The sequence below is a fragment of the Siculibacillus lacustris genome, from assembly GCF_004328075.1.
Lineage (GTDB): Bacteria > Pseudomonadota > Alphaproteobacteria > Rhizobiales > Ancalomicrobiaceae > Siculibacillus > Siculibacillus lacustris.
In genome coordinates, this window is record NZ_SJFN01000006.1 from 1 (window position 1) to 21,125 (window position 21,125).

At 70.5% G+C, this 21,125-nt stretch carries 19 protein-coding genes, 1 tRNA gene and 1 pseudogene; 4 read left to right on the plus strand and 17 right to left on the minus strand.

Annotated elements, in window-relative coordinates; all coding sequences use genetic code 11:
* From EYW49_RS05460 to EYW49_RS05500, 8 genes and pseudogenes are all read right to left on the minus strand, one after another.
* On the minus strand, positions 1-265 hold a 265-nt coding region (locus EYW49_RS05460; protein WP_206365395.1), incomplete at its 3' end, for a hypothetical protein.
* 314 nt (positions 266-579) lie between these two features.
* Positions 580-656 (minus strand) — tRNA-Pro (locus EYW49_RS05465).
* A gap of 797 nt (positions 657-1,453) precedes the next feature.
* Positions 1,454-1,706 (minus strand): annotated as a pseudogene (locus EYW49_RS05475) (MerR family transcriptional regulator); the annotation flags it as partial.
* 48 nt (positions 1,707-1,754) lie between these two features.
* Positions 1,755-2,063: an integration host factor subunit alpha gene (locus EYW49_RS05480; RefSeq protein WP_131307019.1), complete on the minus strand. Its 309-nt coding sequence runs from the start codon at positions 2,061-2,063 to the stop codon at positions 1,755-1,757.
* 215 nt (positions 2,064-2,278) lie between these two features.
* On the minus strand, positions 2,279-3,250 hold the full coding sequence (locus EYW49_RS05485; protein WP_206365399.1) for a beta-ketoacyl-ACP synthase III: 972 nt from the start codon (positions 3,248-3,250) through the stop codon (positions 2,279-2,281).
* 2 nt (positions 3,251-3,252) lie between these two features.
* Entirely contained in the window at positions 3,253-4,320 is a 1,068-nt protein-coding gene (gene plsX / locus EYW49_RS05490) for a phosphate acyltransferase PlsX (protein WP_131307023.1), read from the minus strand.
* A 122-nt stretch (positions 4,321-4,442) separates the two neighbouring features.
* The gene (locus tag EYW49_RS05495; protein WP_131307025.1) at positions 4,443-5,012 is read right to left on the minus strand and encodes a YceD family protein; all 570 of its coding nucleotides are present in this window, start codon (positions 5,010-5,012) and stop codon (positions 4,443-4,445) included.
* Positions 5,009-5,599 (minus strand): ubiquinol-cytochrome C chaperone family protein, encoded by a 591-nt coding sequence (locus tag EYW49_RS05500; protein ID WP_131307027.1) that lies wholly within the window; start codon positions 5,597-5,599, stop codon positions 5,009-5,011. Before EYW49_RS05500 ends, EYW49_RS05495 begins: the two co-directional genes overlap by 4 nt.
* A gap of 220 nt (positions 5,600-5,819) precedes the next feature.
* Here EYW49_RS05500 and EYW49_RS05505 point away from each other — a divergent pair, with 220 nt between their 5' ends.
* The gene (locus tag EYW49_RS05505) at positions 5,820-6,236 is read left to right on the plus strand and encodes an outer membrane protein assembly factor BamE (RefSeq protein ID WP_228259509.1); all 417 of its coding nucleotides are present in this window, start codon (positions 5,820-5,822) and stop codon (positions 6,234-6,236) included.
* A 432-nt stretch (positions 6,237-6,668) separates the two neighbouring features.
* Here EYW49_RS05505 and EYW49_RS05510 read toward each other — a convergent pair whose 3' ends face one another.
* Positions 6,669-8,807 carry a sodium-translocating pyrophosphatase gene (locus EYW49_RS05510; RefSeq protein WP_131307031.1) on the minus strand — a complete coding sequence of 713 codons (2,139 nt, stop codon included), beginning with the start codon at positions 8,805-8,807 and terminating at the stop codon, positions 6,669-6,671.
* Between the two features lie 245 nt (positions 8,808-9,052).
* Positions 9,053-10,051 carry a thiamine-phosphate kinase gene (gene thiL, locus EYW49_RS05515; protein WP_131307033.1) on the minus strand — a complete coding sequence of 333 codons (999 nt, stop codon included), beginning with the start codon at positions 10,049-10,051 and terminating at the stop codon, positions 9,053-9,055.
* 247 nt (positions 10,052-10,298) lie between these two features.
* Between thiL and EYW49_RS05520 the strand changes: the two genes are divergently transcribed.
* Positions 10,299-11,270, plus strand: a complete 972-nt coding sequence (locus EYW49_RS05520; protein WP_131307036.1) for a CBS domain-containing protein — start codon at positions 10,299-10,301, stop codon at positions 11,268-11,270.
* Between the two features lie 70 nt (positions 11,271-11,340).
* On the opposite strand, the gene EYW49_RS05525 is transcribed toward EYW49_RS05520, so the two are convergent.
* From EYW49_RS05525 to nrdR, 6 genes are all read right to left on the minus strand, one after another.
* Positions 11,341-13,011, minus strand: coding sequence for a methyl-accepting chemotaxis protein (locus EYW49_RS05525; RefSeq protein WP_131307038.1), 1,671 nt, complete (start codon positions 13,009-13,011; stop codon positions 11,341-11,343).
* Positions 13,012-13,243: 232 nt separating this feature from the next.
* On the minus strand, positions 13,244-13,729 hold the full coding sequence (gene nusB / locus EYW49_RS05530) for a transcription antitermination factor NusB (protein WP_131307040.1): 486 nt from the start codon (positions 13,727-13,729) through the stop codon (positions 13,244-13,246).
* A gap of 2 nt (positions 13,730-13,731) precedes the next feature.
* The gene (gene ribH, locus EYW49_RS05535) at positions 13,732-14,220 is read right to left on the minus strand and encodes a 6,7-dimethyl-8-ribityllumazine synthase (RefSeq protein WP_131307042.1); all 489 of its coding nucleotides are present in this window, start codon (positions 14,218-14,220) and stop codon (positions 13,732-13,734) included.
* 121 nt (positions 14,221-14,341) lie between these two features.
* On the minus strand, positions 14,342-14,959 hold the full coding sequence (locus tag EYW49_RS05540) for a riboflavin synthase (RefSeq protein ID WP_131307044.1): 618 nt from the start codon (positions 14,957-14,959) through the stop codon (positions 14,342-14,344).
* Between the two features lie 4 nt (positions 14,960-14,963).
* A complete protein-coding gene (gene ribD, locus EYW49_RS05545) occupies positions 14,964-16,154 on the minus strand; it encodes a bifunctional diaminohydroxyphosphoribosylaminopyrimidine deaminase/5-amino-6-(5-phosphoribosylamino)uracil reductase RibD (RefSeq protein WP_265937387.1) in 1,191 nt (396 codons plus the stop codon).
* Between the two features lie 48 nt (positions 16,155-16,202).
* Positions 16,203-16,670, minus strand: a complete 468-nt coding sequence (nrdR, locus tag EYW49_RS05550; RefSeq protein ID WP_131307048.1) for a transcriptional regulator NrdR — start codon at positions 16,668-16,670, stop codon at positions 16,203-16,205.
* A 213-nt stretch (positions 16,671-16,883) separates the two neighbouring features.
* On the opposite strand from nrdR, the gene EYW49_RS05555 reads away from it, so the two are divergent.
* Together EYW49_RS05555 and EYW49_RS05560 are read left to right on the plus strand one after the other, a co-directional pair.
* The gene (locus tag EYW49_RS05555) at positions 16,884-18,551 is read left to right on the plus strand and encodes a bifunctional metallophosphatase/5'-nucleotidase (RefSeq protein ID WP_131307050.1); all 1,668 of its coding nucleotides are present in this window, start codon (positions 16,884-16,886) and stop codon (positions 18,549-18,551) included.
* A 237-nt stretch (positions 18,552-18,788) separates the two neighbouring features.
* Positions 18,789-19,664 carry a hypothetical protein gene (locus tag EYW49_RS05560; RefSeq protein ID WP_131307052.1) on the plus strand — a complete coding sequence of 292 codons (876 nt, stop codon included), beginning with the start codon at positions 18,789-18,791 and terminating at the stop codon, positions 19,662-19,664.
* Between the two features lie 73 nt (positions 19,665-19,737).
* On the opposite strand, the gene glyA is transcribed toward EYW49_RS05560, so the two are convergent.
* The gene (gene glyA / locus EYW49_RS05565; protein ID WP_131307054.1) at positions 19,738-21,039 is read right to left on the minus strand and encodes a serine hydroxymethyltransferase; all 1,302 of its coding nucleotides are present in this window, start codon (positions 21,037-21,039) and stop codon (positions 19,738-19,740) included.
* Positions 21,040-21,125: the final 86 nt, after the last annotated feature.

Below are 21,125 nucleotides of genomic sequence, written 5' to 3' on the forward strand. Positions count from 1 at the left end.
GGGCGGGCTGAACCCGGACCGGCGGCGGGGCGGCCGGCTGGACGCGAACGGGCGGCGGCACCTGGACCGGCGCGGGCTGGGCGCGCGGCGCGGCCGGCGCGGGGGCCTGATGCTGCTGGCGGCGCAGCTCTTCCTCGGTCAGCGGCTTGGCCTGCGCCATCTCGATGCGACCGGGTTCGGGCGGCGACGCGGCGATCGCGGTCTGCGCCGACACCAACGACGGCAGGATCACCACGGTGGTCAGCAGGTCCTTCACGTATTTCATCTGCACGCTCCCTCCCCGGACCGTCCGGTGCGACCGATGGGTCGCGACCGCGGACGACGGGATGCCTTCGAGAAACAGTCTCGCGGAGAAATATGCCCCCGGCGAGGCACCGGGACAGCGAAATCGTCGCGAAGTCGCGGCGGCACGGCGGCACGGGCAGATCCGGGCCGGAAACGCCGGGGCCGACTCGCCGGCCTCGAAACACCGAGACCGAAACGCTGCGTGCGAAACGCAAAGAGACCGGAGGGCGGGGCCCATCCGGTCTCTCTTCGCGGCGGTCGCGGCCGGTCCGCGAGGACCGGGCCGGCGTCGATTGGTCGGGCAGAGAGGATTCGAACCTCCGACCCCTTGACCCCCAGTCAAGTGCGCTACCAGGCTGCGCTACTGCCCGTCAGGTCGGCTGCCGGGGCACGTCGTACCCCGGACAAACGCGTCCGCCGAGGCGACTTAGACCGTTTCGGAGCCCCGTGCAACCCCTTTCCCGATCGCGCCGACGGGCGCGTCGAGAGGGCGGCGGGATCGCGCCGTTTCCGGCTCAGCGCGCCTGATCGAGCAGGCGCTTGCATTCGAGCAGTTCGAACAGCGTCGATTGCAGACGGCGAATCTCGTCGCGCGACAGGGCGCGGGCCGGCTCGCGGGTCGGCGTCGCCAGCACCGCTTCGGAAGCCGGCACGCCGCCCGGGCGCAGGCGGTCGATCAGATGGCCGATGCCGCCGCGCGCGGTCTCCGCCGCGGCCGGGCGCGGGGCCGGCGGACGTTCCGAGCGCGGGCGCAGGACGACCGGCGGCGCCGGTTCACGGACCGGCTCGGGCATCGATTCGGGGCGCGGCGGTGTCGTCGGCACGACGGCCGACGGGGCGCGGGTCGCGGCGACCGGCGGCGCGGCGCCGGACGACGGGGCGAAACGGCGGGCGAGGTCGCGGGCCTCGCGGGCTTCGTCGGCGAGACGGTCGACGGCGGGGTCGGGGTCGGGGAGGTCGGGCTCGGCGACGCCGCCTTCGGCCATCGCCGCCCAGGCCTCGTCGTCGGCGGCGCGGGCCTCGCCCTCGCCGTCGGAGGCTTCGTCGGCGGATCCGTCGTCCACGCCCTCGGCCTCGTCCCAGGCGGCGGGTTCGGGGGCGCGGCCCTCGTCCCAGCGGGCGGCGCCGGGCTTGGGCGGCTGTGGCGCGCCCTCCAGCCAGACGTTCATGACGAAGCGGACGCCCTGCTCCTTGAGGATGCGCTGGACGCCGCGGATCGTGTAGCCCTCGCCATAGAGGAGATGGCGGATGCCCTTGAGCAGTTCGACGTCGTCGGGCCGGTAGTAACGCCGGCCGCCGCCGCGCTTCAGCGGCTTGATCTGGACGAAGCGCGTCTCCCAGAAACGCAGGACGTGCTGCGGCAGATCGAGATCGGCCGCGACTTCGCTGATCGTACGGAATGCGTCCGGGCTCTTGTCCAAGGTCGACGGCTCACCGATCGGTCGGGCCGAGCGAGCCCGACGAGGAGATCATTCGTCGTCGCCCAGCGTGTCGTTGATCTTCTGTTTCAAGACGTTGGACGGCTTGAAGACCATCACTCGCCGGGGCGAGATCGGAACTTCCTCACCCGTCTTGGGGTTGCGGCCGATCCGCTCGCCTTTGGAGCGGACCAGGAACGTGCCGAAGGAGGACAGTTTGACCGACTCGCCCTCCACCAGGCAATTGGAAATCTCTCCCAGAACCATTTCGACGAGATCGGCGGATTCGGTCCGCGACAGCCCCACCTTCTGATAGACGGCCTCGCACAAATCCGCCCGGGTGATGGTCTTCCCCGTCATGTTCCAACCCTTTTGATTGCGCCGCGGCTCGGGTCCGTCGACCCGTCGGCGGTACGTTCGGGAACCCGCACGTCCGACGTCTCGTCAATCCGGATGAAAAGGTAGGACCTCGGCGAGGGCCGGTCAACAGGCGCAACGTCGGCGCGACGTCGATGCCGAAGATTCGACGTCGCGGGACCGGTCGCGGCCCCCCTCGAAGGCGCAAGTCGCGGATCTCACCAGCGGATCAGCGACGCGCCCCAGGTGAAACCGCCGCCCATGGCTTCGATCATCACCAGATCGCCGGGCTTGATGCGGCCGTCCTTGACGCCGACGTCGAGCGCCAGCGGGATCGAGGCGGCCGAGGTGTTGCCGTGGACCTGGAGGGTCATGATGATCTTGCCGGCGTCGATGCCGAGGCGCTTGCCGGTGGCTTCGATGATGCGGCGGTTGGCCTGATGGGGCACGAACCAGTCGATGTCGGCGGCGGTCAGTCCGGTGGTGACCAGGAGCTCGTCCATCACCCCGGCCAGATTGGTGACCGCGTGCTTGAACACCTCCTTGCCTTCCATGCGCAGATGGCCGGCGGTCTGGGTGCGCGACGGGCCGCCGTCGACGAACAGCTTCTCGCGGTGACGGCCGTCGGCGCGCAGATGGGAGGCGATGATGCCACGATCGGCGAGGCCCGCGCCGCCCTCGGCGGCCTCGATCACCACCGCGCCGGCGCCGTCGCCGAACAGCACGCAGGTGGTGCGGTCGGTCCAGTCGAGGATGCGGCTGAAGGTCTCGGCGCCGATCACCACGGCGCGGGTGGCGAGGCCCGCCTTGATCTGGGCGTCGGCGGTGGCCAGCGCGTAGACGAAGCCGGAGCACACCGCTTGGAGGTCGTAGGCGAAGCCGCGGGTGATGCCGAGCTGCGACTGGACCTCGCCGGCTGTGGCCGGGAAGGTGTAGTCGGGGGTGGCGGTGGCGACCACCACGAGGTCGATGTCGGCGGCGTCGATGCCGGCGTTCTCCAGCGCGGCGCGGGCGGCGGCGACGGCGAGATCGGAGGTGAATTCGCCTTCGGCGGCGCGGTGGCGCTCGTGGATGCCGGAGCGCTCGACGATCCAGTCGTCGGTGGTGTCGACGATCTTGGCGAGATCGGCGTTGGTGAGGGTTTCACGCGGGAGGTAAGAGCCGACACCGCGGACGACGGTTCGAAGCACGCTCACAGTTCACCTCGTTCCTCGCCGCTCGCGGCAGTCGCGAATCCGGCGCGATGATAATGGGCCAACCCTTCGACGATCCGGGCGGTGAGATCGTTGAGGGCCATATCGCGGGCGAGTTCGATGGCGGAGGCGAACCCTTCCGCGTCGGCCCCACCATGACTCTTGATGACGACGCCGTTGAGGCCGAGGAACACACCCCCGTTGACCTTGCGCGGGTCCATCTTTTCCTTCAGCCGGTCGAAGGCCGACTTGGCGAGCAGATAGCCGAGACGGGTCAACCAGGTCCGGCTGATGCCGGCGCGCAGATACTGGCCCATCTGCTTGGCGGTGCCTTCGGCGGTCTTCAGGGCGATGTTGCCCGCGAAGCCCTCGGTCACCACCACGTCGACGATACCCCGGCCGATGTCGTCGCCCTCGACGTAGCCGACGTATTCGAGTTCCTGCAGGTCGGCATCCCGGAGGAGTCGACCGGCCATCTTGACCTCTTCGATGCCCTTGACCTCTTCGACACCGATGTTGAGGAGGCCGACACGGGGGCGATCGACCCCGAACACGCTGCGGGCCATCGCCGAGCCCATCACCGCGAAGTCGACCAATTGCTGAGCGTCGGCACCGATCGTGGCGCCGACGTCGAGGACGATCGCCTCACCGGTCAGGGTCGGCCAGATCGCGGCGATCGCCGGGCGCTCGATGCCGGCCATGGTGCGCAGGCAGAACTTGGCCATGGCCATCAGCGCGCCGGTGTTGCCGGCGGAGACGCAGACCGCGGCCTCGCCGGTCTTCACCGCGTCGATGGCCTTCCACATGCTCGACTTCCAGCGGCCGGCGCGCAGCGCCTGGCTGGGCTTGTCGTCCATGCGGACCACGACCTCGGCATGGACCACCCGGGACACTGCGGCGAGCTTGGGGCGTGCAGCGACGAGCGGCGCGACGCGGGCTTCGTCGCCGAACAACACGAAATGAAGTTCCGGACGCCGTTCGAGGGCCAGCGCGGCGCCCGCCACGACCATTTCCGGGCCGGCGTCTCCGCCCATTGCGTCCAGGGAGATGATGATGGAGGTCGGCATCGTACTCTGAGGCTCGTCGGTCGCATCCGACGGAGGCCGGACATTACCGCGTTGGGGCCCGGTGACAACCCGCGTCCGGCACGGTCGCCGACGCAGGTCCGTCATTCGGCCCGGCTCCCCTATCACTCCTTCTTCCGGCGCGCCAGAGCCGCGAAGGGGGAGAAGGTCTCGGGCGGCACCACCAGACCGGCCGCGACGGGGTCGAATTCGGCTCCCGGACGGCGCGGATAGGGATCAATACCGAGCATCAGATGTTCGACGACGATCGCCCCCAAATCGACGGTGCCGCCCTCCAGGGGCTCGGGCACGTCGATCGCATTGGCGTCGAGATCGATCGCGCCGTCGTCGTCCTTGGGCTCGAGATATTGGGCGAGCTTGTCCGGCGGCACCAGGCGCACCGACACTTCTTCGTCGACCAGGGTCTCGACCGGCTCCAGGGTGACGATGCAGGCCTGGGTCAGGCGGGCGGTGACGCGGCCGTCGACCGCCACGCCGGCGCCCGACCAGGGCGCGACGCGCAGTTCGGCTCGGCAGAACTCCACCGACAGCACTTCGCCGGCGACCGCCAGCGCGGCGAGTTGCTCGGCATCGGCGGTGATCACCACATGGGTGCCACCCGGAGAGATGTCGGAGACGGAGAGGGTACGGCGCAGCGGCACCGGGGCCGGAGCGGGAACGGGGGCATCGGTCATGTCGTGATCCTCGGCGAGGAGAGAGCGGGGTCGGGCCAGACGATCCGGCCGTCGAGGACGTCGGCGACGGGACGGTCGGCGAGAGCAGCGGAGGCGGCGAGCACGTGACGGGCCAGTGCCGCGGCGCCGACGGCGGGGTCGGAGGCCTCGGCGAGCACGTTGCGGGCGATCGCCGCGGCCAGTTCGTCGGCGTCGGCGGCTTCCAGCGCCTTGTCGTAGACCTGGGTGCGGCCGTTCCAGGCGGCGGCGAGCTTCTTCATCTTCTTGGGGATCGAGGTGTCGCCGACCCCCATTTCGCGCAGCGCCCGGTCCATCTCCTGGAAGAACAGGTCGACCAGTTCCTGGCCGCGGGCAGCGGGGTCGGGACGGTCGCGGCGAGCGCCGGCCTCGACCGGCGCCTCGGCTTCGGCGCGCAGGCGATGCAGCACCACCGCGATGTGCAGCACGATCATGTCGAAGCGCGCCGTCACCGTGTCGGGAACGCCGTAGTGCAGATAGAATTCGGGATGCCGCGCTTCAGTCACGATCGCCCGATAGAGGGCGAGGGTGGCGTCGGAGAAACGGTGGCCGAACAGTCCGAAGATCATGTCGTCTCCGTCGGATCTGGCGGGGCGGGGGTCGCCGGTCGTGGGCGTTGTCATCCGACCTAGCGCAGGTTAGGGAAGAAGCCAAGAAGCGCGACCTCGCGAGGAGGCCCGCCCTTGGACGCAGTGCGGTCGGCAATCGACCGCCGGGGAGGCATAGATGGATCGTCGGCACAGGCAGGCAACCCGCGGAGCCGTCGCACGCGGCGCCAGAGGCGTGGCGATGGCGGCGGCATTCGCGGCGGCGGCGGCGATCGGCGGCTGCTCCGAGGCCTACGACCACGGCTACGTCGCCTCCGACAACGCCGTCGGGCAGATCCAGGTCGGCGCCAGCCGCGAACAGGTGCTGCTGGTGCTCGGCTCGCCGTCGACCACGGCGACGGTCGGCGGAGAAGCCTTCTACTACATTTCGCAGCACACCGAACGGATGGTCGCTTTCCTCAATCAGTCGGTGACCGACCAGAAGGTGCTGGCGGTCTATTTCGACGACAAGGCGCGGGTCAAGGAGATCGGCAACTACGGTCTCCAGGACGGCAAGGTGTTCGACTTCATCGCCCGCAAGACCCGCACCGGCGGCGCCGACTACGGCCTGTTGTCGCAGATCCTGAAGGCCGGTCCGGCCAACCCCTTCACCAAGTGACGCGAACCGCGCCCGGCTCGATGCCGGGCGCCGTCGCGCGCCTCGCCCTCGGGCACCGCCGCCGGACGTGAGCGCCCGGCGCCGTTCGTCCGGCGCGGGCGGGCTGCCGCCCCCGCAAGGCGCGGCGCCCCCCATGGCCGCCAAGCGTCCCGTGCCCTCCCTTGCCGCATCGGATCGTCCGCGCCGCCGGTTCCCGCCGGACGGGCGTGCAGCCGCAGGCATGCCCTCCCAGGGCCGTGGCGGCCCCTCGGTACGGCCGAGGGCGAGGGTTCGCCCGTGTAGCCGCCCTACGGGTTCCTGGGCGCCCTCCCCGACGCGCGCCGGCGCCCGCCGCGCCGCCATGCTTTCGCCCTGCCCCGGGCAGCCCGAAACGCACGATCCCCGCGCGGCGGACCGCACGGGGATCGCAGGATGGCGGCGTCGGGCGCCGGATCAGCCGTGGGCGAGGATCGCCAGCAGCAGCAGGGCGACGATGTTGGTGATCTTGATCGCCGGGTTGACCGCCGGACCGGCGGTGTCCTTGTAGGGGTCGCCGACGGTGTCGCCGGTGACCGAGGCCTTGTGGGCCTCCGAGCCCTTCATGTGGCGTACCCCGTCCTTGTCGACGAAGCCGTCCTCGAAGGACTTCTTGGCGTTGTCCCAGGCGCCGCCGCCCGAGGTCATCGAGATGGCGACGAACAGGCCGTTGACGATCACGCCGAGCAGCGAGGCGCCCAGCGCCGCGAAGCCCGAGGCCTTGGAGCCGGAGATCGCCAGCACGCCGAAATAGGCGACGAGCGGCGCCAGCACCGGCAGCAGCGACGGGATGATCATCTCGCGGATCGCCGCCTTGGTCAGCATGTCGACGGCGCGGCCGTAGTCGGGCCGCTCGGTGCCGTTCATGATGCCCGGCTTCTCGCGGAACTGACGACGCACTTCCTCGACCACCGCACCGGCGGCGCGGCCGACGGCGGTCATGGCGATGCCGCCGAATAGGTAGGGGATCAGTCCGCCGAAGATCAGGCCGGCGACCACGTAGGGGTTGGAGAGGTCGAAGGAGACCACGCCCATGCCCTTGAAGTAGGGGAACTGATCGCCGTGGGCGGCGAAGTAGGTCAGGTCGTTGGAATAGGCCGAGAACAGCACCAGGGCGCCGAGGCCGGCCGAGCCGATGGCATAGCCCTTGGTCACCGCCTTGGTGGTGTTGCCGACCGCATCGAGCGCGTCGGTGGTGTGGCGCACCTCCTTGGGCAGGCCGGCCATCTCGGCGATGCCGCCGGCGTTGTCGGTGACCGGTCCGAAGGCGTCGAGGGCGACGATCATGCCGGCGAGGCCGAGCATGGTGGTGACCGCGATCGCCGTGCCGTAGAGGCCGGCGAGCTGATAGGTCGAGATGATGCCGCCGACGATCACCATGGCCGGGGCGGCGGTCGATTCCAGCGAAACCGCGAGGCCCTGGATGACGTTGGTGCCGTGACCGGTGACCGAGGCCTGGGCGATCGACACCACCGGGCGCTTGCCGGTGGCGGTGTAATATTCGGTGATCCACACCAGGAGGCCGGTCACCGCGAGGCCGACCAGACCCGAGATGAACAGGTTGGTGCCGACGATCGACTGACCGGCGACGGTGCCGATCGAGCCCCAGCCGACGGTCAGCTGGGTGGCGCCGGCGAGGCCGGCGACCGACAGCACGCCGGTGACGATCAGGCCCTTGTAGAGCGCGCCCATGATCGAGTTGTCGGCGCCGAGCTTGACGAAGAAGGTGCCGATGATCGAGGTGATCAGGCAGGCGCCGCAGATCGCCAGCGGATAGAGCATCGAGGCGGAGAGCGTCGGCGCGCCGGCGAAGAAGATCGCGGCGAGCACCATGGTGGCGACCACGGTCACCGCATAGGTCTCGAACAGGTCGGCGGCCATGCCGGCGCAGTCGCCGACGTTGTCGCCGACGTTGTCGGCGATGGTCGCCGGGTTGCGCGGATCGTCCTCGGGAATGCCGGCCTCGACCTTGCCGACCAGATCGGCGCCGACGTCGGCGCCCTTGGTGAAGATGCCGCCGCCGAGACGGGCGAAGATCGAGATCAGCGAGGCGCCGAAGCCGAGGGCCACCAGGGCGTCGACGACGATGCGGTCGTTGGGGGCGTGGCCGAGCACGCCGGTCAGCACCGCGTAGTAGACGGCGACGCCGAGCAGCGCGAGGCCGGCGACCAGCATGCCGGTGACCGCGCCGGCCTTGAAGGCGATGTCGAGACCGCCGGCCAGCGACTGGGTGGCGGCCTGGGCGGTGCGGACGTTGGCCCGCACCGAGACGTTCATGCCGATGAAGCCGGCGAGCGCCGACAGCACCGAGCCGATGAGGAAGCCGATCGCCACCTCCTTGCCGAGGAGCAGGCCGAGGACGACCAGGATCACCACACCGACGCCGCCGATGGTGATGTACTGGCGCTTCAGATAGGCCTGCGCCCCTTCGGCGACCGCACCGGCGATCTCCTGCATACGCGCCGAGCCGGCATCCGCCGCCATGACGGATCGGATCGCCCAGATGCCGTAGCCGATCGACACGAGGCCGCAGAGAATGACGAGGAGTATGGACATGTTCTCTCCCGAGTGAGTCCGCCGAGAACGGCACCCCCGGACGGGCCGGACGTGCCTCGACGACGAGCATATGGAGTGTTCCGGGTGCCCGCCCGCGAGGGCCCCGGTTGATGGGACGGCCAGCGTAGCGGGGAGGAACCTCGCGTCAAGCAGGCCTTCGTCGGATAGACGCAGCGAATCGGCTATACTTTCTTGCCGCCGGATCGGTTTTGCTCAAGTCGCTGCCGCGCCGACGTTTTCAAATTTCAGAAGTGACGAAAGCCGCCGGTCGGCGGCGCCGCCGTGCCGTCGGCCCGCAGGAGCCGCACGTCGCCGGCGCCGGGCAGGACGCGACCGATTGCCGCAACCGGAACGCCGGCCGCGGCCGCCGCGGCCTCGAAGGCGCTCGCCTCGGCGGGATCGACCGCGGCGAGAATCTCGTAGTCGTCGCCCCCCCCGACCACCGCGGCGAGACGGGTCCCCTCGACGGCGAGCACCGCGGCGGCGGCCTGCGACAGCGGCAGGGCCGTGGCGTCGATCTCCGCGCCGACGCCGCTGCCGCGGCACATCCGTTCGAGGTCGATGCCGAGCCCGTCGGAGAGGTCCATGGCGGCGCGCGCATGGGCGAGCAGCGCCGGCGCCAGCGCCAGCCGCGGCTCGGGCAGCAGGTAGCGGCGGGCGAGATGGGCCCGCGCCGCGGCGTCGAGGCCCCAGGTCTCGGCGGATTCGGGGTGGAGACGCAGCTCGAGGCCGAGGGCGGCGTCGCCGAGGGTGCCGGAGACATAGAGACGATCGCCGGCCCGCGCCGCGGCGCGGCGGACCATGCGGCCGGTCGGCACCGCGCCGAGGGCGGTGATGGTGACCACCAGGCCGTTGGGCGAGCGAATGGTGTCGCCGCCGAACAGCGACACCGGCCAGATCGCCTGATCCTCGCCGAGGCCGCGGGCGAAGGCGGCGAGATCGTCCTCGCGCCAATCGGCCGGCAGCGCCAGCGACATCAGGTAACCGAGCGGCCGCGCGCCCTTGGCGGCGAGATCGGAGAGATTGACGCGCAGCGCCTTGCGGGCGACCAGGTCCCAGGGATCGTCGCGGAAGAAATGCACGCCGGCGGCGACGGTGTCGGTCTTCAACACGAGGTCGTGACCGGGCGGCGGCGTCAGACAGGCGCAGTCGTCGCCGAGCTGCAGGGCCGCCGGATCGGTGGCGAGCGGGCGCAGCCAGCGGGCGATCAGATCGTCTTCGGACGGACGCGTCGATCCCGTCATCGGCGGGGGCACTCCTCGGGTTCGGACGGCACGGCGACGCCGCGGGCGGCGCCGGTTCCCCCCGATACGCGATCCCCGGGCGGCGGGCAACGTCCGGCCGGGCCGTGGCCGCCGCACCCGTCCGAACCCAACGTCGAACGGCGGCGGACGGTTGCGCCGGCTCACCTGCGACCCCAAATGAAGGGAGGCGCCGCGCGGGCGCGTCCTGCGGCCTGCCGGCGATGCCACGGCAGAGGAGAGGCGAACCATGCTCGCGCGCGACATCATGACCCGATCGGTGGTCTCGGTCGGACCGAAGGTGACGCTGGCGGAGGTGGCCCGGGCGCTGCTCGACGCCCGGGTCAGCGCCGTCCCGGTGATCGACGGCGCCGGTCGACCGATCGGCGTGGTCAGCGAATGGGACCTGATCGGACAGCACGCCCCGGAACGGCTGGCGCGGCGCGACCGCTGGTTGGCCAGCCTCGCCCAGGGCCAGAGCCTGTCGACGGAATTCCTGGAGACCACCCGTCCCAATGCCCGCACCGCCGAAGAGGTGATGAACAAGCCGGTGATCTCGATCTCGGAAGAGGCCGATCTCGCCGAGATTGCCCGGGTGCTCACCGAACACAAGGTCAAGCGGCTGTTCGTGGTGCGTGACGGGCGTCTGGTCGGCGTGGTCAGCCGCGCCGATCTCGCCCGCGCCCTGTCGGAAGCCGAGGACGAGCACCACCCGGCCCGCGCCCCGGTCGAAGAGATCGTCGAGCCGCCGGTCGCGCCGCCGCCCCCGCCGCCCCCGGTGCTCGCCGACGGCGTCGATCTCTCGGCCGACGCCTTCCGCCATCTCGTCGAGTTGCACGAGGAGAGCGACATGGCGGTGCGCGCCGAGCAGCAGCGCGCCCGCGAGCGCGCCACCCGCGATCTGGTGCGGCGGCTCGCCGACGAACACCTGAGCGAATCGGAATGGAATCTGATGGTCGAGCGCGCCAAGGCGGCGGCCGAGCGCGGCGAGAAGGATTTCCTGCTGCTGCGCTTCCCGGCCAAGCTGTGCAGCGACGGCGGCCGGATGATCAACGTCCCCGACCCCGACTGGCCGACCAGCCTGCGCGGCAAGGCGGCCGACGTCTACGAACGCTGGCTCGCCCAGATGAAGCCGCGCGGCTTCGGACTGTCGGCGCGCATCCTGGAGTTCCCCGGCGGCTTCCCCGGCGACGTCGGCATGACCCTGACGTGGGGAGGGTGATCGGGGGGCGGTCGATCGGGGACGGTCGATCGGGCGACGCCCGACCGATCGCTCGTGATCGCGCCGCCGTTCAGGCGGCGTCGGCGAGGAGGCGATCGACCTCGCCGGACAGGTGGCGGGTGGCCTCCGACAGGGCGGCGGTGACCCCGAGCACGTCCTCGGCCGAGGCATGGGTGCGGGCGACCGCGGTGGTGACATGGCCGACGGTGTCGGCGAGACGACCGGTGCCTTGGGCGGCATGGGCGATGTTCGACGAGATCTCGGAGGTCGCGGCCGACTGCTGCTCGACGGCGGAGGCGATCGCCGAGGTGAAGCGGCTGATCTCGCCCATGGTCGCGGCGATCTCGCCGATCGCGCCGACCGCTTCGCGGGTCGAGGCCTGAATGCCGTCGATCTGGCCGGCGATGTCCTCGGTCGCCTTGGCGGTCTGGGCGGCGAGGCTCTTGACCTCGGTGGCGACCACCGCGAAGCCCCGACCGGCGTCCCCGGCGCGGGCCGCTTCGATGGTGGCGTTGAGCGCCAGCAGGTTGGTCTGCTCGGCGATGGCGCGGATCAGTCCGACCACGTCGCCGATCTTCTGCGCGGCTTCGGCGAGTGCCGCGACGCGGGTGTTGGTGCGGGCGGCGGCTTCGGTCGCCGCGGCGACCACGCCGTAGGCCTGGGTCACCTGGCGGCCGATCTCGCCGACAGAGGCGCCGAGTTCCTCCGCGGCCGAGGCGACCTGCTGGACGTTGCCGCTGGCGGTCTCCGACACCGTGGCGGCGCTCGAGGCCTGTTCGGTGGCGCCGACGGCGATGGTGTTCATCGTCTCGGCGGTGTGCTGCAGACGATCGAGCGTGTCGGAGACGGCGCCGACCACCGTGCCGATGGTGCGGCGGAAGGCGTCGAAGGCAGCCTCGCGACGGGCGCCGTGGGCGCGGCGGGTGGCGTCCTCGGCGGCCTGGGTCGCCTCCATCTGCCGCCGGGCCAGCGCACCGTCGCGGAACACCACGACGGCGCGGGCCATCTCGCCGATCTCGCCCTTGCGGTCGGCGCCGGCGATCTCGGCGACGTCGTCGCCGTCGGCGAGCCGCAGCATGTCGCCGCGCAGGGCGGCGAGCGGCCGGGTGATGCCGCGGGTGATGGTCACCGCCACCGCGCCGATGCCGAGGAGGATCAGCAGGCCGGCACCGAGCGCGCGCAGGGCGCCGCCGCGCACCCGGTCGGCGAGGTCGTCCATGTAGACGCCGGTGGTGACCGTCAGTTTCCACGGCTGATAGCGCTTGAAGAAGCCGAGTTTCGGCGTCGCGGTGGTCTCGCCGGGCTTCATGAACACGTAGTCGACCCAGGCCTCACCCTTGGCTTCGACCATCGCCTTGGCGTCGCGCAGGTAGAATTTGCCGGCGGCGTCGGGATTGGCGAGGTAGTTCTTGCCCGAGCGATCGGGCATGGCGCCGTTCAGCACCGTGGTGAAGTCGTCGTCCATGATCGCGAAATAGTTGCCGCCGGCATAGCGCAGGCCGGCGATCACCTTCAGCGCCCGCGCGCGGCCTTCCGCCTCGCTCAGGGTCCCGGCATCGACCAGTTTGCGCTGGGTGTCGAGGACGCCGATCGCGGTTTCGACCAGCGACGCGATCTCGTGGCGGCGATCCTCGCGGGCATCGGTCAGGTGCATCCAGGTGACCACGGCGACCAGGACGGCGATGCCGACCGCGAAGAGACCCACCAGGGCGTAGAGACGCCCGCCGATACGATCGAACATTGCCCGCTCCCGAATGACCGAGACGCCGGAGGCCGCCTCGTCGACGGGGGACCTTCGCCCTCGCGATCTTAAGGGAGTCTTTCCGCACGCGCTAAAGACGCGTTCTTCACCCGATGAAGACTTGGAGATCGACGACGAACACGAGATCTATACGTCGAAGGCATGGATTCATCATCGACGCGCATCAATCCGTGGCCGGACGTCCGAAACGTTCCGGCCCGGGCTGCACCCCTCAGGGCTCGAATTCGCCGGTGCGCAGCTCGTGGGCGATGCGGTCGAGCACGCCGTTGACGATCTTGGGCTCGTCCTCGACGAAGAAGGCCTTGGCGACGTCGACGTATTCGTTGATCACCACCCGCGCCGGAATGTCCTTGCGCTTGTAGAGCTCCCAGGCGCCGGCCCGCAGGATCTCGCGCAGCGTGACGTCGACGCGCTTCAGCGGCCAGCCTTCGACGAGGGCGGCGTTGACGCGCGGATCGATCACCCGCTGATGGGCGACGACGCCGGCCAGGATCTCGCGGAAGAACACCGGATCGGCCTCGCGATATTCCTCGCCGTCGATCTCGCGACCGAAGCGGAAGGTCTCGAACTCGTCGACGACGTCGGCGAGCTCGGCGCCGCCGATCTCCATCTGATAGAGCGCCTGGACGGCGGCGAGGCGGGCGACGCCGCGCTTGTTGGCGGGCTTGGTCTCGCGCGGGACGACGGGCTCTGCCATCTTCACAATCCGAATTGGCGGCGCAGAGCCACCATCGAGAGGGCGGCGGCGGCGGCGGCACCACCCTTGTCGAGGCGGGTGCGATCGGCGCGTTCCCAGGCCTGCTCGTCGTTCTCCACGGTCAGGATTCCGTTGCCGAGGGCCAGGCGGAAGGCGACCGTCAGGTCGGTCAGCGCCCGCGACGACTCGCCGGCGACGATGTCGTAGTGGCCGGTGGCGCCGCGCACCACGCAGCCGAGCACGACGTAGCCGTCGTAGTGCTGGCCGCGCTTCTCTTCGGCCCGGAGCGCGTAGGTGATGGCGGCGGGCACTTCGAGCGCGCCGGGCACCACGACGATGTCCCAGGTGACGGCGGCGGTGGCGAGCACCGCCAGCGCACCTTCGCGCAGGGCGGCGACGATCTCGGCGTTGAAACCGGTCTCGACGATCAGAATCTTGGCTCCGGCAACTTCGGACGGGTCGAAGTCGGCGAGATGGCGTTGGGTCGACATGGCGGCTTGGGGTCCTCTTTCGAGCCGCGATCAATGCGGGAGGCGGCGCCGCTTGTCCAGTGCGCGCCGCGCGAAGCGGCCCTTCTCGGGGCCTCGCGCGGCAGAAATGCGCCCCTCGCGGTCAGTTCGGGGCGCCGTCGGCGTCGCGCAGGCGGGCGACGTAGCGGGCCATCAGGTCGACCTCGACGTCGATCCGATCGCCGACCCGGCGCTCGCCCCAGGTGGTGACGGTCAGGGTATGCGGGATGAACTGCACCGTGAAGGTGTCGCCGGTGACGTCGTTGACGGTCAGCGAGGTGCCGTCGAGGGCGACCGAACCCTTGGGCGCGATGAAGCGGGCGAGCTCGTGGGGGACGCGGAAGCGGAACACCGCCATGTCGCCCTCCATGGTCAGCTCTTCGACCACCGCCAGCCCGTCGACGTGGCCGGTCACCAGGTGGCCGCCCATCTCGTCGCCGAGGCAGAGCGAGCGCTCGAGGTTGATCTTCGAGCCGACGACCCATTCGCCCATGGTGGTGCAGCGCAGGGTCTCGGGGCTGACCTCGATCTCGTGCCAGCCGCGTCCGTCGGCGACCCGGCCGCGGTCGACCACCGTCAGGCAGACGCCGGCATGGGCGATCGAGGCGCCCATGGCGATGCCGTCGGGATCGTAGGGCGAAGCGATGCGCAGACGGACGCCGACTTCGCGGGTCTCCACGGCGAGCACTTCGCCGACGGCGGTGACGATACCAGTGAACATCGGATCAGCTCCTCTCGGATCGGGACGGCGTCGGGACGGCGCGCCGGTGGAACAGGGTGAGGCGGTCGGGACCCCAGATCTCGCGACCCGCGACGTCGAAAGACCCGCCGTCGGCGGCGAGCGCGGCCGCGAGGATCGCCGGCAGGGCGAGGCCGTCGGGGCCGACCACCGTGTCGCTCTCGAACAGCGCGACGGCGTCGATCAGGTCGCGACGCGCCAGGGCCGCGGCGATCTCGGCGCCGCCTTCGACCAGGACCGAGGTGATGCCGCCCGCGGCCAGCGCCGTCAAGGCCGCGGCGAGATCGAGGCGGCCGTCGGCGCCCCGCGCCACCGGCAGGATCTCGACGCCCAGCGCCGCCAGCGCGGCGCAGCGGTCGGGGTCGGCGCCTGCGGCGACGAGGTCGATCACCCGGATCTCGCGAGCGGTCTGCGCCAGACGCGAGCGCGGGGCGAGACGAGCGGCGGCGTCGAACACCACCCGGACCGGCGAGGCCGCGGCGAGGCCCGGCAGGCGCACGGTGAGCGCCGGATCGTCGATTTCCGCGGTGCCGATGCCGACCGCCACGGCGTCCGTTTCGGCGCGCATCAGCTGGGCGCGGGCGCGGGCCGCCGGTCCGGTGATCGCCAGATTGGCCACGTCACGGCGGCCGATGCGGCGGTCGGCCGAGACCGCCAGTTTGAGCAGGACATGGGGTCGGCCGAGGCGGACCCGCGCCAAATGGCCGCACAGGCCGTCGGCGGCCGAGGCCTCGGCGACGCCGGTGGTGACCGCGATGCCGGCGGCGGCCAATCGGGCGAAGCCGCGCCCGGCGACGCGCGGATCGGGGTCGCTCACCGCGGCGACGACGCGGACGATGCCGGCGGCGATGATCGCCTCGACGCAGGGCGGGGTGACGCCATGGTGCGAGCAGGGTTCGAGGGTGACGTAGAGCGTGGCGCCGCGGGCCGCATCGCCGGCTTGCCTCAGCGCCTGCGGCTCGGCATGAGGGCGGCCGCCGAGCGCGGTGACGCCGCGCCCGACCACCCGGCGTCCGTCGGGGCCGTCGGCGACGACGATCGCCCCGACCGAGGGATTGGGCGCGGTCAGGCCGAGATGGCGGCGGGCGAGGCGGACGGCGGCGGCCATCCAACGGGCGTCCTCGTCGCGCGACGGCGGCGGGAGGGAGAGAGATCGCGCGGGCGGTTCGGCGGTCAAGACGGATCCTTCGGCGAGCGGGCGCTTCCCCGGGGGCCGGCGGTTGGCTCAGCGCGACGCGGGGTCGGGCAGCGCCAGTTCACCGAGCAGGGCCTCGAAGTCCTTGGCTTCGCGGAAATTGCGGTAGACCGAGGCGAAGCGCACGTAGGCGACGTCGTCGAGGCCCTTCAGCCCCTCCATGATCGACTCGCCGATCAGCTCGGAGGTGACCTCCGGTTCGCCGAGGCTCTCGAGCTGGCGGACGATTCCGGAGACCATGCGTTCGATGCGTTCGGGATCGACCGGGCGCTTGCGGCAGGCGATCTGCACCGAGCGCGCCAGCTTGTCGCGATCGAAAGGCACGCGCCGGCCGGAACGTTTGATCACCGTGAGCTCGCGCAACTGCACCCGCTCGAAGGTGGTGAAGCGGCCGCCACAGGCCGAGCAGATGCGGCGGCGGCGGATCGCCGCGCCGTCCTCGGTGGGACGGCTGTCCTTCACCTGAGTGTCGTCACCGCCACAGTAGGGGCACCGCATGTCTACAACTCCCTCGGTCGATTCGACGTCGACGCCCGACCGCTCCCGTCAGGTGTTCTACACGAGGAGGCCGGGCGGTGGCGAGAGCACGCGCCGAACGGCTGAACCGTCGTCCGCGTCATTGCACCGCCACCGGTTCGATGTCAGTCAAGAGGGAGCCCGTCCGGCACTGCCGCGCGCGGGCCTGCGCCGCGTCACACCCGGAGACCGCCGATGAAGCTCCCCTCGCTCGCTCTCGCCCTCGTCCTGTCGTCGACCGCCCTGTCGGGCGCGTGTCTGGCCGCCGACGGCGGCCCGCTCGAGGTGACGCTGCTCGCCATCAACGACTTCCACGGCAACCTGAAGCCGCCGGCCGGCGGCATCAAGATCCGCAACCCGGCCGACCCGACCAAGACCATCACCGTGGCGGCGGGCGGGTCGGAGGCGATGGCGACGCTGATCAAGACCGAGAAGGCGGCGAAGCCCAATGCGATCTTCGTCGCCGCCGGCGATCTGGTCGGCGCCTCGCCGCTGCTGTCGGCGCTGTTTGCCGACGAGCCGACGGTCGAGTCGCTGTCGCTGATGGGTCTCGAGATCTCGGCGGTCGGCAACCACGAGTTCGACAAGGGATCGGCCGAGTTGCTGCGCAAGCAGAACGGCGGCTGCCAGAGCGACAAGGCCTGTCTGGCGCTGCATCCCTTCCTCGGCGCCAAGTACCACTATCTCGCCGCCTCGACGATCGACACCGCGACCGGCAAGACGCTGCTGCCACCCTACGAAATCAAGACCTTCGAGGGCATTCCCGTCGGCTTCATCGGCCTGACCCTGAAGCGCACCCCGGACATGGTGCTGCCGTCGGGCGTCGCCGGCCTCGCCTTCCGCGACGAGGCCGAGACGGTCAACGCGCTGGTGCCGGAGCTGCAGGCCAAGGGCGTCGAGGCGATCGTCGTGCTGATCCACGAGGGCGGGGCGGCGACCGGCAATTACGACGACTGCATCGGGATTTCCGGGGCGATCGTCGACATCGTCGGCAAGCTCGATCCGGCGGTCAAGGTGGTGATCTCGGGCCACACCCACCGCGCCTACATCTGCGACATGGGCGGGCGGCTGGTCACCTCGGGCGACAAGTTCGGCACGCTGGTGACCGAGATCGATCTGAAGATCGACCGCGGCAGCAAGCGCATCGTCGAGGCGCGGGCGAACAATCTGATCGTGCGCACCGATACGCTCGCCAAGGATCCGGACCAGACCGCGCTGATCGCCACCTACGAGAAGGTCGCAGGCCCCTTGATCGAGCGGCCGGTCGGGGCGATCGCCGCGACCATCACCAAGACCCAGGCGCCGTCGGGCGAATCGTCGCTCGGCAACCTGATCGCCGACGCCCAGCTCGCCGCCACCCGCGGCCCCGCCCAGGGCGCGGCGGTGATCGCCGTCACCAATCCCGGCGGCGTCCGCACCGACCTCGTCAAGAAGCACGACGGCGCGCCGGTCACCTACGGCGACGTCTTCGCGGTGCAGCCCTTCGCCAACAATCTGGTGACGATCACCCTGACCGGCGCCGATCTCCACGAGGCGCTCGAGCAGCAGTGGAGCGATCCGAACAATCCGCGGCTGCTGCAGCCGTCGGCCGGCTTCTCCTACACCTGGGACGCCGCCAAGCCGATCGGCGAACGGGTCGACCCGGCCTCGATCACCCTCGACGGCCGGCCGATCGATCCGGCGGCGCGCTACCGGGTGACGCTCAACAACTTCCTCGCCGACGGCGGCGACGGCTTCAAGGTGTTCCGCAAGGGCACCGATGCGGTCACCGGGGTGTTCGACGTCGATGCGCTGGAGGCGTTCCTGAAGACCGCCGGGGTGGTCGAGGCGCCGGCGCTCGGGCGCATCCGCCGTCTGAACTGACGCCGGCGACCGTCCCGGCTTCCGGCCGTGCGTTCATCGCGGAAGGCGCGGGCGAAATCCCGCGGTTCCCCTCGGGAATTTCGTCGTGGCTGCGACAAATCAGCGCGAGCCCGCCACAATTGACCTGTCTCATCGTGACGGGCGTCGGCGAAGCAGGGCGGTCGACGAAGCCGCGTCCCTCGATCGGGCTCAGACCCGAAGGGGACGGTGTCCCGGCTCGCAAGGGGAGAGCGCATCATGGGACGTTTCTTTCTACCCGCCGACACCCGCGGCATGTGGGACCGCTCGGGCCGGTCGCTGACGGTGTTCGTCGGCGAAGACGTGTTCATCGGCTTCGAGGGCATCGGCGGCGAGGCGCGCGCCGCGTCCTTCTCGGCCTCGCAACACGGGTCCGGCGAATATGCCCGCGAGGTCTATGACGACGGGCCGACCCGACTGCTGATCAAGATCGACACGCCGCAGCCGCTGCGCCTGACCTTCACCGCGACGGGCAAGGACGGGCGCGACGCGGCGCCGCCGATCGAGATCCTGGTCAAGATGCGGCCGTCGTTCGCCGACATCGCCCCGGTCGGGCAGATGGATTCCAACGCCTGCTGGGCGGCCTGTCTGCAATGGTGGCTGAAGGCGGCGCCGAACCGCACGCAGATCGATCAGCCCAACCTCTTGGTGCGCAGCCACGGCATGGTCGGCGCCGACGGCACGATCGATCCCGCCAAGATGACCTCCTTCGTGTCGGTGAACAATTTCGGCATGACCGGACGGTCGGTGGCGGCGCGTTCGATCCGCGACTTCTTCGGCATGTGGCCGCTGTTGATCGGCTTCAAGGCGCCGGGCGGCTTCGGCCACATGAACGTCCTCCACGGCGAGAACGTCGCCCAGAAGACGGTCCGGGCGATGGAGCCGTGGGCGCCCGATCCGGACCTGCTCGGCGACCAGCTCAACGTCATCGACGACGGCCGCGGCCCGCCGGTCTATGCCTACAAGACGGACGGCGCGCCCTACCGCTTCCTCGGCGCCCAGGTGACGCGGCCGGCGACCTATTACACCGACAGCCCGATGAACAGCGGCCAGTTCTGGGTCGGTGTGCCCAGCGAATATCTCGCCCGGATGTGACGGGGACTCCCGACGCACCGAGGGCCGGGATCGCTCCCGGCCCTCGCATCGCAGACGTCGATCGATCTGCCGATCAGCCGTAGATCGGGAAGCGGCGGCACAGTGCCGTCGCCTGCTCCTTGACGCGGGCTTCGACCTGGCCGTCGCCGGCCTCGCCGTTCTTCATGATGCCGTTGACCACTTCGCCGATCATCTTGCCGATCTCGCGGAACTCGGCGGTGCCGAAGCCGCGGGTGGTGCCGGCCGGCGAGCCGACGCGGACGCCCGAGGTGACCATCGGCTTCTCGGGGTCGAACGGAATGCCGTTCTTGTTGCAGGTGATGTGGGCGCGCTTCAGCGCCTTCTCGGTGACGTTGCCGGTGGCCTTCTTGGGGCGCAGGTCGACCAGGATCAGGTGGGTGTCGGTGCCGCCGGAGACGAGGTCGAGCCCCTCCTCGAGCAGCGCCTCGGCCATCGCCCGGGCATTGGCCACGACATTGGCCGCATAGGTCTTGAACTCCGGACGCAGCGCCTCGCCGAAGGCCACCGCCTTGGCGGCGATGACGTGCATCAGGGGACCGCCCTGGAGGCCGGGGAACACCGCCGAATTGATCTTCTTGCCGATGTCGGCGTCGCGCGACAGGACCATGCCGCCGCGGGGGCCGCGCAGCGTCTTGTGGGTGGTGGTGGTCACCACATGGGCGTGGTCGAGCGGATTGGGATGGGCGCCGCCGGCGACCAGACCGGCGAAATGCGCCATGTCGACCATGAACATCGCCCCGACCTCGTCGGCGATCGCCCGGAAGGCGGCGAAGTCGATGACCCGCGGATAGCCCGAGCCGCCGGCGACGATCAGCTTCGGCTTGTGGGCGCGGGCGAGATCGCGGACCTCGTCCATGTCGATCAGGTGGGTGTCGGGCCGCACCTTGTACGGAACCGGCGTGAACCACTTGCCCGACTGGTTGACCGGTGAGCCGTGGGTGAGGTGACCGCCGCAGGCGAGATCGAGGCCCATGAAGGTGTCGCCGGGCTTCAGGAAGGAGAAGAACACCGCCTGATTGGCCTGGGCGCCGGAATGGGGCTGGACGTTGGCATAGGTCGCCCCGAACAGCTGCTTGGCCCGGTCGATGGCCAGCGTCTCGGCGACGTCGACCCATTCACAACCGCCGTAGTAGCGCTTGCCCGGGTAGCCCTCGGCATATTTGTTGGTCATCACCGAGCCCTGGGCCTCGAGCACCGCCTTGGAGACGATGTTCTCGGAGGCGATCAGCTCGATCTCGCCCTGCTGGCGGGCGAGTTCGTCCTCGATCGACCGGAACAGGGCGGGATCGCTCTCGGCCAGACCCTGGCTGAAGAACCCCGGGAACAAGGGGGTGGCGGGGGAAACTTCGGTCATGGGGCACCTCTTCGTCTCGAGTGGGTCGCAGGGTTCGCCACGGCCGGACGGCCGAGCCGACGGTGGCCCTCCGCCGGCCGGAGCGG

What these genes read in the sequence shown, in the direction of transcription:
- glyA (WP_131307054.1), bottom strand. Translation starts at nt 21,039, where the DNA reads ATGACCGAAGTTTCCCCCGCCACCCCCTTGTTCCCGGGGTTCTTCAGC.
- EYW49_RS05560 (WP_131307052.1), top strand. Translation starts at nt 18,789, where the DNA reads ATGGGACGTTTCTTTCTACCCGCCGACACCCGCGGCATGTGGGACCGC.
- EYW49_RS05505 (WP_228259509.1), top strand. Translation starts at nt 5,820, where the DNA reads ATGGCGGCGGCATTCGCGGCGGCGGCGGCGATCGGCGGCTGCTCCGAG.
- nusB (WP_131307040.1), bottom strand. Translation starts at nt 13,729, where the DNA reads ATGGCAGAGCCCGTCGTCCCGCGCGAGACCAAGCCCGCCAACAAGCGC.
- EYW49_RS05500 (WP_131307027.1), bottom strand. Translation starts at nt 5,599, where the DNA reads ATGATCTTCGGACTGTTCGGCCACCGTTTCTCCGACGCCACCCTCGCC.
- EYW49_RS05555 (WP_131307050.1), top strand. Translation starts at nt 16,884, where the DNA reads ATGAAGCTCCCCTCGCTCGCTCTCGCCCTCGTCCTGTCGTCGACCGCC.
- ribH (WP_131307042.1), bottom strand. Translation starts at nt 14,220, where the DNA reads ATGTCGACCCAACGCCATCTCGCCGACTTCGACCCGTCCGAAGTTGCC.
- EYW49_RS05525 (WP_131307038.1), bottom strand. Translation starts at nt 13,011, where the DNA reads ATGTTCGATCGTATCGGCGGGCGTCTCTACGCCCTGGTGGGTCTCTTC.
- plsX (WP_131307023.1), bottom strand. Translation starts at nt 4,320, where the DNA reads ATGCCGACCTCCATCATCATCTCCCTGGACGCAATGGGCGGAGACGCC.
- EYW49_RS05540 (WP_131307044.1), bottom strand. Translation starts at nt 14,959, where the DNA reads ATGTTCACTGGTATCGTCACCGCCGTCGGCGAAGTGCTCGCCGTGGAG.
- EYW49_RS05495 (WP_131307025.1), bottom strand. Translation starts at nt 5,012, where the DNA reads ATGACCGATGCCCCCGTTCCCGCTCCGGCCCCGGTGCCGCTGCGCCGT.
- EYW49_RS05520 (WP_131307036.1), top strand. Translation starts at nt 10,299, where the DNA reads ATGCTCGCGCGCGACATCATGACCCGATCGGTGGTCTCGGTCGGACCG.
- nrdR (WP_131307048.1), bottom strand. Translation starts at nt 16,670, where the DNA reads ATGCGGTGCCCCTACTGTGGCGGTGACGACACTCAGGTGAAGGACAGC.
- EYW49_RS05510 (WP_131307031.1), bottom strand. Translation starts at nt 8,807, where the DNA reads ATGTCCATACTCCTCGTCATTCTCTGCGGCCTCGTGTCGATCGGCTAC.
- thiL (WP_131307033.1), bottom strand. Translation starts at nt 10,051, where the DNA reads ATGACGGGATCGACGCGTCCGTCCGAAGACGATCTGATCGCCCGCTGG.
- EYW49_RS05480 (WP_131307019.1), bottom strand. Translation starts at nt 2,063, where the DNA reads ATGACGGGGAAGACCATCACCCGGGCGGATTTGTGCGAGGCCGTCTAT.